Annotated in this window: 15 protein-coding genes; 3 read left to right on the forward strand and 12 right to left on the reverse strand. The window is 73.2% G+C overall.

Translation table 11 applies throughout. From position 1 onward, the window contains the following. Positions 1 to 117: 117 nt before the first annotated feature. Both ACIGNX_RS33450 and ACIGNX_RS33455 read right to left on the reverse strand, forming a co-directional pair. On the reverse strand, positions 118 to 1,143 hold the full coding sequence (locus ACIGNX_RS33450) for a hypothetical protein (protein ID WP_396545341.1): 1,026 nt from the start codon (positions 1,141 to 1,143) through the stop codon (positions 118 to 120). Then, a complete protein-coding gene (locus ACIGNX_RS33455; protein WP_396545343.1) occupies positions 1,140 to 1,619 on the reverse strand; it encodes a SigE family RNA polymerase sigma factor in 480 nt (159 codons plus the stop codon). The genes ACIGNX_RS33450 and ACIGNX_RS33455 overlap by 4 nt, the downstream gene beginning before the upstream one ends. A gap of 45 nt (positions 1,620 to 1,664) precedes the next feature. Here ACIGNX_RS33455 and ACIGNX_RS33460 point away from each other — a divergent pair, with 45 nt between their 5' ends. After that, positions 1,665 to 2,435: an IclR family transcriptional regulator gene (locus ACIGNX_RS33460; protein ID WP_396545345.1), complete on the forward strand. Its 771-nt coding sequence runs from the start codon at positions 1,665 to 1,667 to the stop codon at positions 2,433 to 2,435. A 19-nt stretch (positions 2,436 to 2,454) separates the two neighbouring features. Here ACIGNX_RS33460 and ACIGNX_RS33465 read toward each other — a convergent pair whose 3' ends face one another. The 6 genes from ACIGNX_RS33465 to ACIGNX_RS33490 form a co-directional block, all read right to left on the reverse strand. Beyond that, positions 2,455 to 3,279, reverse strand: a complete 825-nt coding sequence (locus tag ACIGNX_RS33465; RefSeq protein ID WP_396545347.1) for a nucleotidyl transferase AbiEii/AbiGii toxin family protein — start codon at positions 3,277 to 3,279, stop codon at positions 2,455 to 2,457. After that, positions 3,245 to 4,282, reverse strand: coding sequence for a type IV toxin-antitoxin system AbiEi family antitoxin (locus ACIGNX_RS33470; RefSeq protein ID WP_396545349.1), 1,038 nt, complete (start codon positions 4,280 to 4,282; stop codon positions 3,245 to 3,247). The genes ACIGNX_RS33465 and ACIGNX_RS33470 overlap by 35 nt, the downstream gene beginning before the upstream one ends. 125 nt (positions 4,283 to 4,407) lie before the next feature. Continuing rightward, positions 4,408 to 5,292: an ABC transporter substrate-binding protein gene (locus ACIGNX_RS33475; RefSeq protein ID WP_396545351.1), complete on the reverse strand. Its 885-nt coding sequence runs from the start codon at positions 5,290 to 5,292 to the stop codon at positions 4,408 to 4,410. Beyond that, on the reverse strand, positions 5,289 to 6,050 hold the full coding sequence (locus ACIGNX_RS33480) for an ABC transporter permease (protein ID WP_396545403.1): 762 nt from the start codon (positions 6,048 to 6,050) through the stop codon (positions 5,289 to 5,291). Before ACIGNX_RS33480 ends, ACIGNX_RS33475 begins: the two co-directional genes overlap by 4 nt. Then, on the reverse strand, positions 6,050 to 6,655 hold the full coding sequence (locus ACIGNX_RS33485; RefSeq protein WP_396545405.1) for an ABC transporter permease: 606 nt from the start codon (positions 6,653 to 6,655) through the stop codon (positions 6,050 to 6,052). The genes ACIGNX_RS33480 and ACIGNX_RS33485 overlap by 1 nt, the downstream gene beginning before the upstream one ends. A gap of 49 nt (positions 6,656 to 6,704) precedes the next feature. After that, positions 6,705 to 7,745 carry an ABC transporter ATP-binding protein gene (locus ACIGNX_RS33490; protein WP_396545353.1) on the reverse strand — a complete coding sequence of 347 codons (1,041 nt, stop codon included), beginning with the start codon at positions 7,743 to 7,745 and terminating at the stop codon, positions 6,705 to 6,707. Positions 7,746 to 7,848: 103 nt separating this feature from the next. Here ACIGNX_RS33490 and ACIGNX_RS33495 point away from each other — a divergent pair, with 103 nt between their 5' ends. After that, positions 7,849 to 9,399 carry a bis-aminopropyl spermidine synthase family protein gene (locus ACIGNX_RS33495; RefSeq protein WP_396545355.1) on the forward strand — a complete coding sequence of 517 codons (1,551 nt, stop codon included), beginning with the start codon at positions 7,849 to 7,851 and terminating at the stop codon, positions 9,397 to 9,399. A 6-nt stretch (positions 9,400 to 9,405) separates the two neighbouring features. Here ACIGNX_RS33495 and ACIGNX_RS33500 read toward each other — a convergent pair whose 3' ends face one another. From ACIGNX_RS33500 to ACIGNX_RS33515, 4 genes are all read right to left on the reverse strand, one after another. Further along, the gene (locus ACIGNX_RS33500; RefSeq protein ID WP_396545357.1) at positions 9,406 to 10,017 is read right to left on the reverse strand and encodes a hypothetical protein; all 612 of its coding nucleotides are present in this window, start codon (positions 10,015 to 10,017) and stop codon (positions 9,406 to 9,408) included. 23 nt (positions 10,018 to 10,040) lie between these two features. Further along, a complete protein-coding gene (locus tag ACIGNX_RS33505) occupies positions 10,041 to 10,523 on the reverse strand; it encodes a YbaB/EbfC family nucleoid-associated protein (RefSeq protein WP_396545359.1) in 483 nt (160 codons plus the stop codon). A gap of 49 nt (positions 10,524 to 10,572) precedes the next feature. Further along, the gene (locus ACIGNX_RS33510) at positions 10,573 to 13,767 is read right to left on the reverse strand and encodes an EAL domain-containing protein (RefSeq protein WP_396545361.1); all 3,195 of its coding nucleotides are present in this window, start codon (positions 13,765 to 13,767) and stop codon (positions 10,573 to 10,575) included. Between the two features lie 223 nt (positions 13,768 to 13,990). Then, the gene (locus ACIGNX_RS33515; protein WP_396545363.1) at positions 13,991 to 15,172 is read right to left on the reverse strand and encodes an NADP-dependent malic enzyme; all 1,182 of its coding nucleotides are present in this window, start codon (positions 15,170 to 15,172) and stop codon (positions 13,991 to 13,993) included. Between the two features lie 287 nt (positions 15,173 to 15,459). On the opposite strand from ACIGNX_RS33515, the gene ACIGNX_RS33520 reads away from it, so the two are divergent. Continuing rightward, positions 15,460 to 16,053, forward strand: a complete 594-nt coding sequence (locus ACIGNX_RS33520) for a dTDP-4-dehydrorhamnose 3,5-epimerase family protein (protein WP_396545365.1) — start codon at positions 15,460 to 15,462, stop codon at positions 16,051 to 16,053. The last annotated feature ends 6 nt before the right edge of the window (positions 16,054 to 16,059 follow it).

Raw genomic sequence — 16,059 nt, forward strand, 5'->3', positions numbered from 1 at the left:
GGTTGGGCCCGCCCGAACCGTTCGCGCGGCTCGGGCCGGAGGTGTGCGGCTCTTAGCGGCGTGGTGGGCGCTCCCGTCCGTGGAGCACCCACCACTGCGCGGTGCGCCGGCCGCGCCCTACCTCGTGCCGATCCAGGCCACGTCCGGGTCGACGTCCACCGCCAGCGCCGCCGCCACCCGGGCCAGCACCTCGACCGGGGCGTGCCTGGTCTCCAGGCCGGGCGGCACGGGCTCGCCCTCGCGGACGGGGAACTCGTGCGGCTTCACGCGGACCTGGAGGTCCGGCGCGACCTGGACGGCGAGCAGCCCGAACCCGTCGGCGGAGTAGTGCGCGGGCTCGCCGCCGACGGTGGTGGGGGTGGAGCCGGCCGGCGCCTCGGCGGTCCGCAGCAGCTCCACGGCGTACCGGACGTCGTCGAGGTCGCTCGTGCCGTCGATCACCCAGTCGGCCGGGCCCGACCCCCGCACCACGACGTACGGGTACTCGTTCAGCGAGAACGGGACGCGCATCGCCGCGGGGTCCGCGACCACGGAGTCGGCGATCCGCCGCACCTGCGCCCGGACGTCGACGCCGGTGACGTCCTCCAGACCGACGCTGAGCACGCGGCCGGGGGCGGCGTTCCAGTACAGGCTGTCGCCGAACCAGGCCGCCGGCGCGCCGCCCACCGTCGTGCGGTCGGCGACCGGCGCGTTCTCCACCTTCGGGCCCACGTCGCCGGCGATGGAGGTGAAGACGCCGAAGCGGACCAGCGGTGAGCCGGGGTCCGTCGACCCCGGCGCGTAGATGCGGGTCGTGCCCCACGGGCCGATGACGCGCTGCCGCTCGGCGTACCCGTCGGGCACCACCCCGGGCCGGTACTCGAGGGCGCGGGTGGGCACGTCGGCGACCCGGGCCGGGGTGGGCGCGGACGTGGCGACGACCTCCCGGGCGGGCGGCGCCTGGCCGGCGGTCGGCCCGTTCACGGTGGTCACCACCAGCGCGGCGGCGGCCGCCGTCGTGGTGGCGGCGGCGAGCACCAGGAGCAGCGGCTTGCGGTCCCGGCGCGGTCGGCGCAGGGCGGCGAGCACCACCCCGGGCGGCGGGGTGCGCTCGGCCCGGTGGCGCAGCGCGTCGGTGATCAGGGTCTCGGTGGTGTCGTTCACAGCGACTGCCTCACGCGTTCGTCGGCGCGCAGCACTGCCAGCGCGCGGGAGATGTGACTGCGGACCGTGCCCCGGGCGCAGCCCAGGACGGCGGCGATCTCGGCGTCGTCGCAGCCCTCGTAGTAGCGCAGGACGACGGCGACCTTCTGCTTGCGCGGGAGCCGGTCGATGCGCTGGAGCATCGCCTCCCGCTCGTCGTAGTGGTCGGCGGGGTCGGGCTGGGGCGGGTCCACGCCCGTCAGCGGTGAGTGCGCCTTCAGGCGGCGGCGCCAACCGAGGTACTCGTTGGTCACCATCCGCTTGAGGTACGCGGCCGGCGCGTCGACCGAGCCGATGCGCGCCCACTTCTGCTGGGCCCGGAGCAGGACCTCCTGGATCACGTCCTGGGCCAGGTGCGGGTCGCCGGTCAGCACGGTGGCGTAGCGCAGCAGCGGGGTCACCTGTGCGGCGGCGAACTCCTCGAAGCCGGTGCTCATACCCCTCCAATGCGCCCCGGCGGCGTTTTGTTGAGAATGGGCCGCGTGGGAGGCAGCAGCGACGTGCCGGCGTTGCGCCGGGGGCTCGCGGTGCTGCGGTTGCTGGCGAGCAGGCCCGGCCCGCTGTCGGCCGCGGCCGTGGCGCGCGAGCTGGACCTGCCCAGGTCGACGACCTACCACCTGCTGGCGGAGCTGACCGCCGCCGGGTTCGCCACCCACTTCCCCGAGGAGCGGCGGTACGGACTGGGCGTGGCGGCGTTCGAGCTGGGCTCGGCCTACCTGCGGCACGACCCGCTGGAGCGGCTCGCGGTGCCCGTGCTGCGGCGGCTGGTCGACGCCGTCGGGCGGACCGCGCACCTGGGCGTGCTGCACGGCGCGGAGTCGCTGTACCTGGTGCGGGAGCAGCCGAGCCGGCCGACCACGATCGTGTCGGACGTGGGCGTGCGGCTGCCCGCGCACCTGACCGCGTCGGGCCGCGCGGTGCTGGGCCGGCTGCCGGCGGCGCAGGTCAGGGCCCTGTTCCCGGGGCCGTTCGTGGACCGGACCGGGCGCGGCCCGCGCGACCTGCCCGCGTTGCGCAGGCTCCTGGCCGTCGAGCGCAGGCGCGGGTGGGCGGTCGAGGACGGCTACGTGACGGCCGGCTTCGCCTCCGTCGCCGCACCGGTCTTCGACCACGGCGAGCGCCCGATCGCCGCGATCACCGTCACCTTCCGGCACGTGTGCGACACCGAGTGCGGCGAGACGTGGCCCGGGCTGGCGGCCGAGGCGCTGCGCGCGGCGGAGGAGCTGACCGGCCGCATCGGCGGCCGGGCCTGAGGAGCGGTCGCCCTGTCGGTCATCCGGGTTGCACCCGCCCGGTCCCGTCGATGACATCGCGAACACCCAGGCCCAGGGCCCGCACCAGGACCGCGGCACGGGGCGCGCCCATGTCTTTCGCCAACCGCCCGGTCAACTCCGGGTCGTCCAGGACGCGGAGCAGTTCGGCTGTACCGCCCTCGTCGAGCAAGACCGGCATGTGCGACCCCGGCAGCCGTGCTCCCGCTGCCGAGAGGTCGTAGTCGGACTTCTCGAGCACGTCGTAATCCTCGCCGTAGAGCCGGTCCGAGTACTTCCCGGACGAGTACCACCCGATCATCGTCGCCAGGTCGACCGCGTCGCGCCTGTCGTCGCGGTGGCGATCTCGCCAGGCGAAGATCTTCAGGAGGGCGAGTGCGGGGATCGACGGGATCCTGGCGGTGACTCCGTTCGGCAGGAGGACCGTCTGCGCGGTGTCGACCGCTTCGCGGAAACCGAGGACGCTCATCACGTGGTCGTCCGGCCACGTGATCGTCCGATCCTCCTCCTCGATGCCACCGTAGGGAACGACATCCACCTCGGTGCCTTCGACGAGGAACTCGTGCGCGCTGTCACCGCGCCGGTCGAGCCTGCCGACCAGGCTGTCGAACTCCTCCCAGGAGTCGACCTCGGCCGCGATGTCGATGTCCCGGGTACGGCGGTCGGGAGATCTGCCGAGCAGGTCCAGGGAGATGAGCGAACGGGCAGTCGCACCTACGACCAGGTAGTGGACCCGTGCTTCGTGCGCCGCTTCGTCGATTCGCGCCAGCACCGCGGCGGCCCTGAGGACCTCATAGTCGGTCGAGGCTCGCAAGTCGATCGTCACTGCTTCTCATCCTGTCCGCGTGCTCGCGTTGGCGGGAGTCGCCGGAAGCGAGCAGATCAGCGTAGATCAGCGTGGAAGGCACGATCCACGAGTGCCGGTCCACCGTCCAGAACCGCTGTCGTACGTGGACGTTACCTCCTTGTTCGGCGCGCACCAGTCGGTGCCTGCCGATGAGCGGGCGCGGCGGTTCGGCGGCGTAGAGGGTGAGGGTCGCCGGGATGAGGTGCGGGTCGAGGACGCTCGCACCGGCTTCTCCCCCCACTTGGACGTCGGCTCGCGTCAACTCCTCCTCCGAATCGCGCCACCACGAGAGATCGGAAGCCTCGAAGTCGCCTAGGGCCAGCGTGGGCGAGAGCCTTGTCGAGTAGGCCTCCGACCACCGGTTGAGCAACTCCCCCGCTCTCGCCAGTCTGCGCCTGCCCGCCACTTCGTACAGGTAGCCCGCCCTGGCGAGGTCGTCGACGACCGCTTGAGCGGTGCCGAGCGAGACGCCGCCGGCGCGCGCGAGCTCGCGCAGTGGCTTCCCTGCCATCCACGGCCAACTGAGCAGGACGAACCCGACCTTCAGGCCCGTGCGACCGAACGCCTTGCTCCCGGGCGGCGAGGACCCACCGGTCCGCGCGCTCGCCTTGCGACGCCCTCGGACGTCGATGAGCACGTCATCCCACTCGATGTGGGCGTTGCCCGCCTCGTCGACGTAATCGATGCCCCGCGCACGCAGCAGGTCCGCGGCTTGCTCGGTGATCGAGCGGGCGACGACCAGGGTGGGTAGCGACGCGTGCGGGTGCAGCGCCGTCGCGAGTTCGGCCGGCACCGCCCGCTTGACCAGGACGGCGTAGGTCCGAGCCGCGCCCGAGACCCGGCTGACGCGGACCACCAAGTCGGCCCCTTCATCGGCGGCTCGTGTGCCGATGGCGACTCTGAGACCAAACTGCCTCAGCCATTCCCGCAGCTCAGAGTACTCTTCGTTCAAAATGACGTCATGTTCATTTTTCTTGAACATGAGCCAATACTGAACGCACCGGAGGATCCGCGCAAGTCCGGCTCGACGTGCCATGAACCCGACCGGTGAACGGCGGCGGCCCGGCCACCCCACCGGGGCGACCGGGCCGCGCGAGCCACCGGGGTCTAGAGGGTGACGCCCTTGAGGAAGTCCGCCGCCACGTTCGCGGCCGTCTCCTTGTCCACGTCCACCCGCTTGACCAGCTCGGCCAGCTTCTCGGTGGTCAGCGCCGCGGACACCTTGTCCAGCGCCTCCTTGCCCTTGGCGTCGACGGCGTCGGACCGCAGCAGCGGCACGACGTTCTGCGCCGGGTACATCACCTTCGGGTCCTCCAGCTCCACGAAGTCGTTGGCCTTGATGTCGGCCGACGTCGTGTAGAGGTTGATCACCTGCACGGTGCCGTTCTTCAGCGAGTCGACCGTGATCGGACCACCCGTGTCGGTGGTCTTGATCTCGGTGAACGTCACCCCGTACAGCTCCTTGATCTTGGCCTCCCAGCGCTGCGCCCACTCGCCGGCCGCGCCGAGCGCGTACTTGCCCGAGCCGAGGTCGGCGATGGACTTCACGCCGCCGGCCGCGGTGGCCTTGGTGACCACCAGGACGTCCTTGTCCTCGGCCTCGGACTTCTGCAGCACCTCGAGGCCCGACGGCGTCTTGGACTTCAGCGCCGTGTAGACCTCCTCCGCCTCGGTGGTGGCGTTGGTCTTGTCGAAGAAGTTGAGCAGGTTGCCCGTGTACTCCGGCACCACGCCGAGCGACTTGTCCTGCAACGCCTTCACGAGCAGCTCGCGCGCGCCGATGCCGGACTTCACCGTCACCTTCGCGCCGGTCGCCTTCAGCGCGCCGGCATAGATCTCGGCCAGGATCTTGTTCTCGGTGAAGTCGGCCGAACCGACCACGACCTCACCCGACGCGGCCTGCTGGCCGCTCCCGCCCAGGTCCTCCTTGGACCCGCACGCGGAGACGACCAGTGCGGTCGCCGCGACGACGACGGCCAACGTGCGCTTCATGCCGTGCTTCCTCCAGATTCGACGGGCGCGGGCTCTTCCCGGCGCCTCGGCTGTGACCCATTCGACCGCGCCTTGGCGCCCCTCGCGCGAGGAGCCCGGGCCGACAGCCGCAAACCCGTGGGCACGACCAGCCTGCCGACGACCGCGAGCACCGCGTCCAGCACGACGGCGAGCAGGGCGATCAGGATCGCGCCGCCGACGAACTGCCCGTAGTCCAGCACCCGCAGGCCGTCCAGCAGCGGACGCCCCAACGTCTCGACCCCGACGTAGGCCGCCACCGACGCGGTGGCGACCACCTGCAACATGGCGTTGCGCAGGCCGCCGACCAGCAGCGGCAGCGCGTTGGGCACCTCGACCCGCCACAGCCGCTGCGCGCCGGTCATGCCCATGCCGCTCGCCGCGTCGACCACGCCCCGGTCGACGTCCTGGATGCCCGCGTAGGCGCCGGCCAGGATCGGCGGCACGGCGAGCACCACGAGGCCGATGAGCACCCCGGTCGTGCCGCCGCCCGCGACCAGGTACAGGAACGTGACCAGGCCCAGCGTCGGCAGCGCCCGCAGCGCGTTGCTGCCGCCGACGAGCACCACCCCGCCGCGCCCGGTGTGCCCGACGTACAGGCCGAGCGGCACCGCGACCAGGGCGGCGCCGAGCACGGCGGCGAAGCAGTAGAGCAGGTGGATGCCGATCCGCACCGGGATCGACTTGCCGCCCGACCAGTTGGCCGGGTCGACCAGCCAGGCGAACGCGTCCGCGAAGATCACGGCCTGCCCCCCGCCCGCGCCCACGGCGTCAACCGGTTGCGCAGCAGCACCAGCAGCAGGTCGACCACCAGCGCCAGCACCAGCGTCAGCACGATGCCGACGATGATCGGCGCGAGGTACCGCTGCCGGAACCCGTCGGTGAACAACGTGCCCAGCCCGCCCGTGCCGATCAGCGCGCCCACGCTGACCAGGCTGATGTTGCTGACGGAGCCGACCCGCACCCCGGCGGCCAGCACCGGCACGGACAGCGGCAGCTCCACGGTGAGGAACCGGCGCAGCGGCCGGAAGCCCATCGCGGTCGCGGCGGCGGTGACGTGCGCCGGCACCGCGGCCAGCGCCTCGGCGACCGGCCGGACCAGCAGCGCGGTCGTGTAGATCGTCAGCGCGGTGATCACGTTCAGCGGGTCGAGCACCTGGGTGCCGATGACCGCCGGGATGATCGCGAACAGCGCCAGCGACGGGATCGTGTAGACGACGTTGGACACCGCGATCAGCGTCGCGTTGACCCGCTGGAACCGGTGGCACAGCAGCCCCAGCACGATCGCCAGCACCACCGCCACGACCAGCGGCACCAGCGACAGGTAGACGTGGTCGAGCAGCATGTCCAGCAGCGCCGCCCTGGTGCCCGCGTCGCCCAGGTACTTCGCGATGTCACCCACGGCGGCTCTCGATCACGTCCAGCACCTGCCTCGCGGTGACGACACCGGCGAGCCTCCCCTCGGCGTCCACCGCGACGCCGAGACCCGCCGGCGAGGACAGCGCGGCGTCCAGCGCGCCCCGGATCGGCGCGCCCACCTCGTACAGCGAGCCGCCGGGCACCTCCGCGCCGTCGGGCGCGACCCAGCCCTGCGGCCGCCGCTCCTCGTCCACCACGAGCCGCCAGCCCGACGGGGACCCGTCCGCCCCCTCCGTCGGCGCCGGCGCGACCTCCACACCGGACGCGTCCACAAAGGACAGGCTGCGGTAGCCGCGGTCCCGGCCCACGAAGCCCGCCACGAAGTCGTCGGCGGGCCGGGTCAGCAGCTCGGCGGGCGGCGCGTACTGGGCCAGGAAACCGCCGGTGCGCATCACCGCGACCTTCTCGCCGATCCGGATGGCCTCGTCGATGTCGTGCGTGACGAACACGATCGTCTTGGCCAGCTCGGCCTGCAGCCGCAGCAGCTCGTCCTGCAACCCCTCGCGCACCACCGGGTCGACCGCGCTGAACGGCTCGTCCATCAGCAGCACGGGCGGGTCCGCGGCCAGCGCCCGCGCCACGCCGACGCGCTGCTGCTGGCCGCCCGAGAGCTGCACGGGGTAGCGGCGGCCCAGTTCGGCGGGCAGCCCGACCAGCTCCAGCAGCTCGGCGGCGCGGGCGCGGGCCTTGCGGCGGGTCCAGCCGGTCAGCAGCGGCACGGTGGCGACGTTGTCCAGCACGGTCCGGTGCGGGAACAGCCCGGCCTGCTGGATCACGTACCCGATGCCGCGCCGCAGCGTCGGCGGGTCCACACCCGACACGTCGCGACCGTCCACCAGGACGGTGCCGGACGTGGGGTCGATCATCCGGTTCACCATGCGCAGCGACGTGGTCTTGCCGCACCCGGACGGTCCGACGAAGACCGTGATCGTGCCCGCCTCGACCACGAGGTCCAGGCCGTGCACCGCGGTGGTCCCGTCGTCGAACCGCTTGGTCACGTCGCGGAACTCGATCACCCGTGGTCCTCCTGCCGATGGGCATCAAGCGTCGAACGACCCTAGCCCTTCGGTCCGACCGCGGCACGGCGTTTCAGCATCCGGTCAGTAGGCTGCACCGGTTGTGGCTACCGAACTGGTGCGAGCGCTCCTCGCCGAACGCGGCCCGCACGCCCGCGAGCTGCGGCGCGTGCTGGACCTCCTGCGCGCAGGCCCGCACACGCTGGCCGAGTTGGTTCGGGTTCCCGCTGTGCCGCGGCGGACCGTCCAGGAGCTGCTGACCGCGCTGGGTGACGACGTGGAGACGAACGGCGACCGGTTCCGGCTGGCGCCCGCCAAGTCCGCCGACTACACCGGGTTCGCGGTCGGTGACGACGTGCCCGACCCGCTGGACGACCTGGTGTCGCGGCACGCGGAACAGCTTCGGTCGGTCCGCGCGGACATCGCCGCCGTGCCGCCGCCGCTGGCCGCGCTGGACCACGTGCAGGCGACGGCGGAGACGGCGCTGAAGCGCGCGTTGTGGTTGGACCGGACCTACGACCTGGCCGGCCGGACGCTGCTGTGCCTGGGCGACCACGACCTCACCTCGCTCGCGGTGTGCGCGGTGAACCCGGCCGTCGAGGTCGTCGTGGTCGACGTGGACGACCGCCTGCTGGAGTTCGTGGCGACGCGGGCCGCCGAGCGCGGGTGGCCGGTGCGCGCGGTGCACGCGGACTTCCGGTTCGGGTTGCCGCCCGCCGTGCTGGAGTCGGCGGACCTGGTGTTCAGCGACCCGCCCTACACACCGGAGGGCATGGCGCTGTTCGCCGCGCGGGCGGTCGAGTGCCTGGCCGACCACGGTCGGGGCCGGGTGCTGCTCGCGTACGGGTTCAGCGACCGGACGCCCGCGCTGGGGTTGAAGGTGCAGCAGGAGTTGCAGCGGCTCGGGTTGGTGTTCGAGGCGATCCTGCCCGCGTTCCACCGGTTCGACGGCGCGCAGGCGATCGGCAGCGCGGCCGACCTGTACGTGTGCCGGCCCACCTCGCGCCGCTCGGCCGCGCAGCCGGCGAAGACGTCCATCTACACGCACGGCCCGCAGTCCGTCGAGGCGTCCGGTCCGGGTTCGACGGCGTTGGCGGCCCTGGTGGACCTCGCGCCGCGCCCGGAGTCCTCGCCGCCGCCCAAGCCCCGCGCGCCGGGGTGGGCGGAGCCGGTCGGCAAGGGCGCGGCGTCGCTCGCGGTCGACCTGTCCGGCGACCCCGGGCCGTGGCTGCTGCGGACGTTGCTGGCGTGCTCGCCCGGCCGGATGGCCGCCCTGGTGCCCAACAACCACCCGGACGTGGCGTCGGCGGCCGGGCAGCGGGGCCTCAAGTCCTTGGTGGACACCAGGTTCGCGCTGCGGTTCCTGCGGTCCACCCCGGACGGCAAGCACTGCGTCGTGGTGGCGGACCAGGTGCTCGCGGGCACGCTGGACGTGGGCGGGCTGGCCGTGCGGGAGGTGCTGATGCGCGCGCACGGCAAGCTCGGCAACGTGTGGCGGGAGGCGTTGGTCACCGCCACGCGCGGCGGGCTGACCAAGCGGGAGGCGCGGGAGCGGATCGGCGAGCACGAGGACTGGGAGCTGAGGCTGATCGACCTGCCCCGGCACCGGATCGCCGAGGTGCTGCCGCTGATCCGGGCGTCCGCGACGGGGTAGGCGGGCTCACCCGCCGAGGCGGGCGAGGGCCCGCAGCGTGGCGCGCGCCCTGCCGAACAGGGCTTTCAGGGCGGCCAGGACGCGCGTGAGCACGCGCACCACGTCCCCGAGCCGGCGGGTGAGCCGCCCGAGCACCACCGCGCCGCGTTCGACGGCCCACGCCGCGAAGTCCGCCGTCGAACCGCCGGACGTCAGGCCCGCGGCGGCCAGCGCGACGACGGCGTTGTCGAGCACCTCCCGGACGAACAGGGCGACCACGTCGCGGAACACGCCGAGGGCGGCGGCGGTGATCGCGCCGACCTCGGCCACGTGCGACGCCACGCACCGGCACTCCCGACCGGTCGCCGCGATGCCCGCCGTGAGCCGCCCGCCCGCGCGCCGCTCCGCCATGCCGTCCAACGTCGTCGCGACCTGCCGCCAGGTGGCGCCGGCGTCCTCGAAGTGGTCGCCGTACCCGACCAGGCGGTCCAGCGGCTCCCGCAGGAACCCGACGTGCTCCACGAGCCACCCCAGGCCGGCCGCGTCCAGCAGCCGCAACGGGTCCGCGTCCGCGGTGGGGACGCCGAGGTCGGCTTCGAGCGCGTCGGGCGGGGACTCCACCGGCCCGGTGCGCTTCACCGGGTGCATCTGGGGGAAGCGGGTCACCGCGACGCGGCCCCCGGGTCGTCCGGCGCCCACAGGCTCCTGGGCAGCGGCACGTCGTCGTGCGCCGGGGGACCGTCAGGCGCCGAGCGGTCCCCGGTCGCCGAGCGATCGTCGGGCACCGAGCGGTCCTCGGGCACCGGGGGTGGCGGCGGGACCGCCGCGGTGAGGAAGTCCATCGCCGCCGTGCCGCGGAACCGGGGTCCCACGACCGCCGCCGCCTGCCGCGCGGCCTCCTCCTGGGCCCGCCGCACGGTGTCCAGCACCACCTCGCCGAGCCGCGCGGGCGGCAGGCCCCCGGCCTCGGGCGAGAACTCGATGTGCCGCAACGACCCGTTCGGCCCGACCGTCGCGGTCACCACGCCGTCCGGCGACCGGCGCGTGGCCTGCGCCCGCCGCAGCCGCTCCCGCAGCTCGCGGTACCGCTCGGCCAGGTTCCCGGCCTCCGCCTCCAGGTCGGCGATCATCCGTTCGGGGTTCACCGGGCAGCACCCCACGTCGTGTCGTCCATCGGGGGACGAGTATCGCGGATCACCCGGCTCGGGGGGTGTGAAGCGGCCCCAGCTCCAGCAGGGCCCGGAACTCCTTGGGCGGCACGGGCCGGGAGAACAGCCAGCCCTGGTAGGTGTCCACGCCGATGCCGCGCAGCACGTGGAACTGGGTCGCGGTCTCCACGCCCTCGGCCACGCACCGGCGGTCCATCGCGCGGGCCATGTCGACCACCGCCTTCGCCACCGCGAAGTCCGACGAGTCGCTGCCCACGCCCGAGACGAACCGCCGGTCGACCTTGATGATCTGCGCCGGGAGGTCCTTGAGCCGCGCCAGCGAGGAGTAGCCGGTGCCGAAGTCGTCCACGGCGAACCGGATGCCCCGCCCCACCAGCTCGTCCATCGTCTGCCGCACCCGTGACGGCAGGTCGACCAGCGCCGTCTCCACCAGCTCCAGCACCACCCGGTCCCACGGGATGCCTGCCTCGGCGATGGCGTCGGCCACGATGTCGACGAACTCCGGGTCGCCCGGCACCAGGCCGGCCAGGTTCACCGCCACGGACACCGGCCTGCCGCCCGGCTCCGGCCAGGTCGACGCCTCCTTCAACGCCGTCCGCAGCACCCACCGGTCCAGCTCGCGCAGCAGGTCGCCCTGCTCGGCCACGGGCAGGAAGATGTCCGGCGGCAGCAGGCCGCGGTCGGGGTGCGGCCACCGCACCAGCGCCTCGGCGGTCTGCACCACGCCGTCCACGCCCACGACCGGCTGGAAGTGCAGCGCCAACCCGTCGTGCTGCAACGCCTCGCGCAGCTGGCCCTCCAGGTGCACCTGCCGGTCGGCCGACGCGATCAGCGCCGCGCTGGCCAGCGACACCCGGCCCGCGCCGTTCCGCTTGGCCTCGAACATCGCCGCGTCGGCGAAGCGCAGCAGGTCGTTGCCGGTGGCGCGCGAGCCGTTGGGCACGGCCGCGCCGATCGACGCCGACACCCGGACGAGCTGACCGTGCACCGGCACCGCCGTGCGCAGCAGGCCCGCGACCCGCGTGGCCAGCGCGTCCACGCCACCGACCCGGTCGAGGTTCTCGCAGATGATCACGTACTCGTCACCGGACAGGCGGGCCGCCGTGCAGCCGTCGGGCAGGCCGCCCTCCAGCCGCCGCGCCAACGCCACCAGCAGCTCGTCGCCCGCGTCGTGGCCCAGCGAGTCGTTGACCCGCTTGAAGTTGTCGATGTCGCAGAACAGCACCGCGACCTTGGCCCGGTCCGGCGACTCCAGCAGCTCTCCCAGCATCTCCTTGACCAGCGCCCGGTTCGGCAGCCCCGTCAGCTCGTCGTGCGTGGCCTGGTGGCGCAGCGCCTCGGCCGTGCGGCGGCGCTCGGTGATGTCCTGGAACACGATCAGCCAGAACCGGCGGCCGTCGTCCTGCACGGACAGCGCGATGTGCAGCTCGCAGTACACCTGCACGCCGTCGCGGCGGACCAGGACGCGCTGCGGGATCTTGTGCGTCCGCTCGGCGCCCGGCGCGGACATCTCGTCGATGGACGGCAGGGCGGCCTCGTCGTCGGGGTGCGTGAGCTGACCCGCGGTCATGCCCCGCAACTGCTCCAGGTCCATGCCGAGCAGGTCGCACAGGGCGTCGTTGGCGTCGACCAGCCGCTCGCCCTCGTCGAACAGGCCGATGCCGACCGGGGTGAGCGACACCAGGTCGGCGAAGCGCTGGCTGGACCGCTTCATCCTGGTCTCGGCGGCGCGCTGCTCGGTGATGTCCTGCGCCGTGCCGACGGCGAGCGGCCGGTCGTCCGGGCCCTTGACCACCACGCCGTAGCAGCGGAACACGCGCTGCCTGCCGTCGCGGCGCACGATCCGGTGCTCCAGCTGGATCGGCACCTCCTCGGTGGCCAGCTGCTGCCACAGGTCGTCCACCCAGGCGCGGTCGTCGGGGTGCACGAGGTCGAGGTAGGTCTGGTAGCGGGTGCGCTCGTCGCGCGGCACGCCGAACAGCTCGGTCAGCATGTCCGACCACACGACGTCGCCGGTCTGGAGGTTCCATTCCCACACGCCGAGCTGCGCGGCCTTCTGCGCGTCGGCGAGGCGGCGGCGGTCGTCGCGGAGCTGGCGCTCCAGCGCGCGGGCCTCGGTGACGTCCTGCACGGTGCCGTGCAGCAGGCTGACCTGGCCGCCCTCGAACTCGGCCCGGGCGCGGCAGACGTAGACGCGCTCGCCGTCCTCGCTGCGGACCTCCGCCTCCAGCGTCCGGTCCGCGGTGGCGGTGACGTCGTCGCGCAGGTTCAGCAGCTTGCGGCGCAGGTCCTTCAGCGCCGCCCGGTCGTCCGGGTGCACTCCGCACAGCAGGTCGTCGTCGGGGACGACGCCCAGCTCCGCGTACATCTCCAGCAGCACCTCGCTGCGGTGCACCGCGCCGGACGCGGTGTCGTAGCTCCAGCTGCCCATGCGCGCGAGGCGCTGCGCCTCCAGCAGCCGGGCCCGCTCGGTCTCCAGCGCCCGGTCGGACCGCAGCTGCTCGGTGATGTCGCGGATGTAGCCGGTGATGAACTGGGTCCGGCCGTCGGACCTCAACTTCGCCTCGGCGACGCCGCGGATCCAGCGCTGCTCGCCGCCGGGCAGGACGACCCGGTAGACGATGTCGATCGGGTTGCCGTCCAGCTCCCGGTTGGCCCAGTAGCGGGCGACCATCTCGTAGTCGTCCGGGTGCACGACGTCCAGCACGGCCTGCGCGCCGGGCACCACCTCGCCGGGCCGCACGCCCAGCATCTCGTAGTGGGACTCGGACCAGACCGTGACGCCGGTGTCGGGGTCGTACTCCCAGGAGCCGATCCGCGCGACCCGCTGCACGGCCCGCAGCCTGCGCTGCTCGTCGCGGAGGTCCTCGGCGGCCCGCGCCAGGTCGGAGACGTCGACCAGCAGCACGGCCTGCAACCCGGTGCCGGGCACGGGGGTGCGCACCGCGCGGACCGGGACGAGGCCGCCGTCGGCCTGGTGCAGCCGCAGGTCGTCGGCACCGCCCAGCAGCAGCTCGCCCAGCGGGCGGCCGACCAGGTCGTCGGCGGAACGGGCCTTGGTCAGCGCGACGGCGGCGGCGCTGGCGCGCATCACCACGCCCTTGGGGTCGCACAGCAGCGCGGGCGCCTCGGGCAGGGCGACGCCGTCCAACGACACCTCGCCGTCCTGCGGACGCGCCGGGTCGAGCACCACCGGAGCGCGTCCTACCCGCTTGGGCACGGTCCCACCTTCCCGTGTCTACGGCAGGGATGACCGGCCCGACCGCACCCAAAGACGGCGTCCCTCTCCACGGGCAATATTCACCCGAGGAGAGGGACGGTAGCGCTTCGGAGCGTCATCGCCCACCCCTCAACGGGCTAACGAAACAACACGTTGGCGGTTTCGTTGCCTGCCGACGGGTACGGACGGATGCGGCCGGAGCTCTCCCAACTCCGACTTGGGGTCAGGCTACTCCGTCTTCGCGGGCTGCCAAGGCCACGGCGGCGGCCACTTCCGGGCCGACCCGCGGGTCCAGCGCGCTGGGCACGATCCGGTCCACCGCCAGGTCGTCCGCGGCGACCGCGGCGATGGCGTCCGCGGCGGCCAGCTTCATCCGCTCGGTGATCCGCTTCGCGCCCGCGTCCAGCGCGCCGCGGAAGATGCCGGGGAACGCGAGGACGTTGTTGATCTGGTTCGGGAAGTCGCTGCGACCGGTCGCGACGACGGCGGCGTGCCGCCCGGCCACGTCCGGGTGCACCTCCGGGTCGGGGTTGGACAGCGCGAACACGACCGAGTCGTCGGCCATGCTCGCGATCAGCTCCTCGGGCACCTGCGAGGAGGAGACGCCGACGAACACGTCCGCGCCGCGCAGGGCCTCGGCGATGCCGCCGCGCAGGCCGCTGCCGTTGGTGACCTCGGCGAGGTCGGCCTTCACCGGGTTGAGCCCGTCCCGGCCGGGGTGCACGATGCCGCGCGAGTCGACCACGGTCACCTCGCCGACGCCCGCGGCCAGCAGGATCTTCGCGCACGCCACGCCGGCCGCGCCCGCGCCGGAGATCACCACGCGCTGGTCGGCCGCGTCCTTGCCCAGCACGCGGTTCGCGCCGCGCAGGGCGGCCAGCACCACGACCGCGGTGCCGTGCTGGTCGTCGTGCATGACCGGGACGTCGAGCGCCTCGATGAGCCGGGCCTCCAGCTCGAAGCAGCGCGGCGCGGCGACGTCCTCCAGGTTGACCGCGCCGAACGACGGGCGCAGCCGGACCAGCGTCTCCACGATCTCGTCCACGTCCGTGGTGTCGAGCACCAGCGGGATGGAGTCGAGGCCGCCGAAGGTCTTGAACAGCGCGGCCTTGCCCTCCATGACCGGCAGGGACGCGCTCGCGCCGATGTCGCCCAGGCCGAGCACGGCGGTGCCGTCGCTGACCACGGCGACCAGGCGGTGCGCCCACGTGTACTTCGCGGCCAGGGCCGGGTCGTCCGCGATCGCCCGGCTGACCCGGGCCACGCCCGGCGTGTAGGCGATGGAGAGGGCGCGCGGGTCGGCCAGCGACGCCGTCGCGCCCACGGCCAGCTTCCCGCCTTCGTGCGCGCGGAAGATTTCCTCGTCGCTCAATTCGGTGGTGGTGTGGTCGTTGACTGCGGTCACGGGAGTCCTCCTGCGGTGCGCGATACCTGCGGCGCACCGGGACCGGCGTTGTCACGCGGGTCGACGGGGCCTGTCTGGGAGTCGTCCACGCGGTCTGCTGGACGGCCTGCTGAGGGCGGTGTGCGGGCAAGCATGGCAGCGTCGCGGACGGCTGTCTGCGGCGGGGATCACACTTTTTCCGCAGGTCAGAGGTAGTGCCACAGAACGTACGTCCGGTTTTCTGAACCGACCGGTCAGTTTCCGCAGGCAGGATCGGTCAAGAGCCGGCGGGCCCTAGGGTGTGCGCCATGCAGGCACGTGAGCTGAAAATTTCCGGCGCATTCGAGTTCACCCCTTCGGTGTTCCCCGACGATCGCGGTTTGTTCGTCGCGCCTTACCAGGAAGCGGTGTTCACCGAAGCCGTCGGGCACCCGTTGAAGGTCGCCCAGACCAACCACAGCGAGTCCCGGCGGGGCGTCGTGCGCGGCATCCACTTCGCCGACACCCCGCCCGGGCAGGCCAAGTACGTGCACTGCCCGCGCGGGCGGATGCTCGACGTGGTGGTGGACCTGCGGGTCGGCTCGCCCACGTTCGGCGAGTGGGACGCGGTGGAGCTGTCGGCGGGGGTGTTCAACTCCGTGTACCTGCCCGAGGGGCTCGGGCACGCGCTGATGGCGCTGGAGGACGGCACGGTCGCGTCGTACCTGTGCACGGAGGGGTTCAACCCGAAGGCGGAGCACGGCGTCCACCCGCTGTCGATGGACCTGCCGTGGCCGGCCGACGTGACCCCCGTGCTGTCGCCGAAGGACGCGGGCGCGCCCACGTTCGAGGAGGCGCGCGACGGCGGCCTGCTGCCGTCCTACGACGAGTGCCTCGCCTGGTACTCGAAGCTGCGCCCCTGAGCGGTC

This window comes from Actinosynnema sp. NPDC053489 (genome assembly GCF_044544865.1).
Classification (GTDB): Bacteria; Actinomycetota; Actinomycetes; order Mycobacteriales; family Pseudonocardiaceae; genus Actinosynnema.

What these genes read in the sequence shown, in the direction of transcription:
- ACIGNX_RS33455 (WP_396545343.1), bottom strand. Translation starts at nt 1,619, where the DNA reads ATGAGCACCGGCTTCGAGGAGTTCGCCGCCGCACAGGTGACCCCGCTG.
- ACIGNX_RS33470 (WP_396545349.1), bottom strand. Translation starts at nt 4,282, where the DNA reads ATGTTCAAGAAAAATGAACATGACGTCATTTTGAACGAAGAGTACTCT.
- ACIGNX_RS33475 (WP_396545351.1), bottom strand. Translation starts at nt 5,292, where the DNA reads ATGAAGCGCACGTTGGCCGTCGTCGTCGCGGCGACCGCACTGGTCGTC.
- ACIGNX_RS33485 (WP_396545405.1), bottom strand. Translation starts at nt 6,655, where the DNA reads ATGCTGCTCGACCACGTCTACCTGTCGCTGGTGCCGCTGGTCGTGGCG.
- ACIGNX_RS33520 (WP_396545365.1), top strand. Translation starts at nt 15,460, where the DNA reads ATGCAGGCACGTGAGCTGAAAATTTCCGGCGCATTCGAGTTCACCCCT.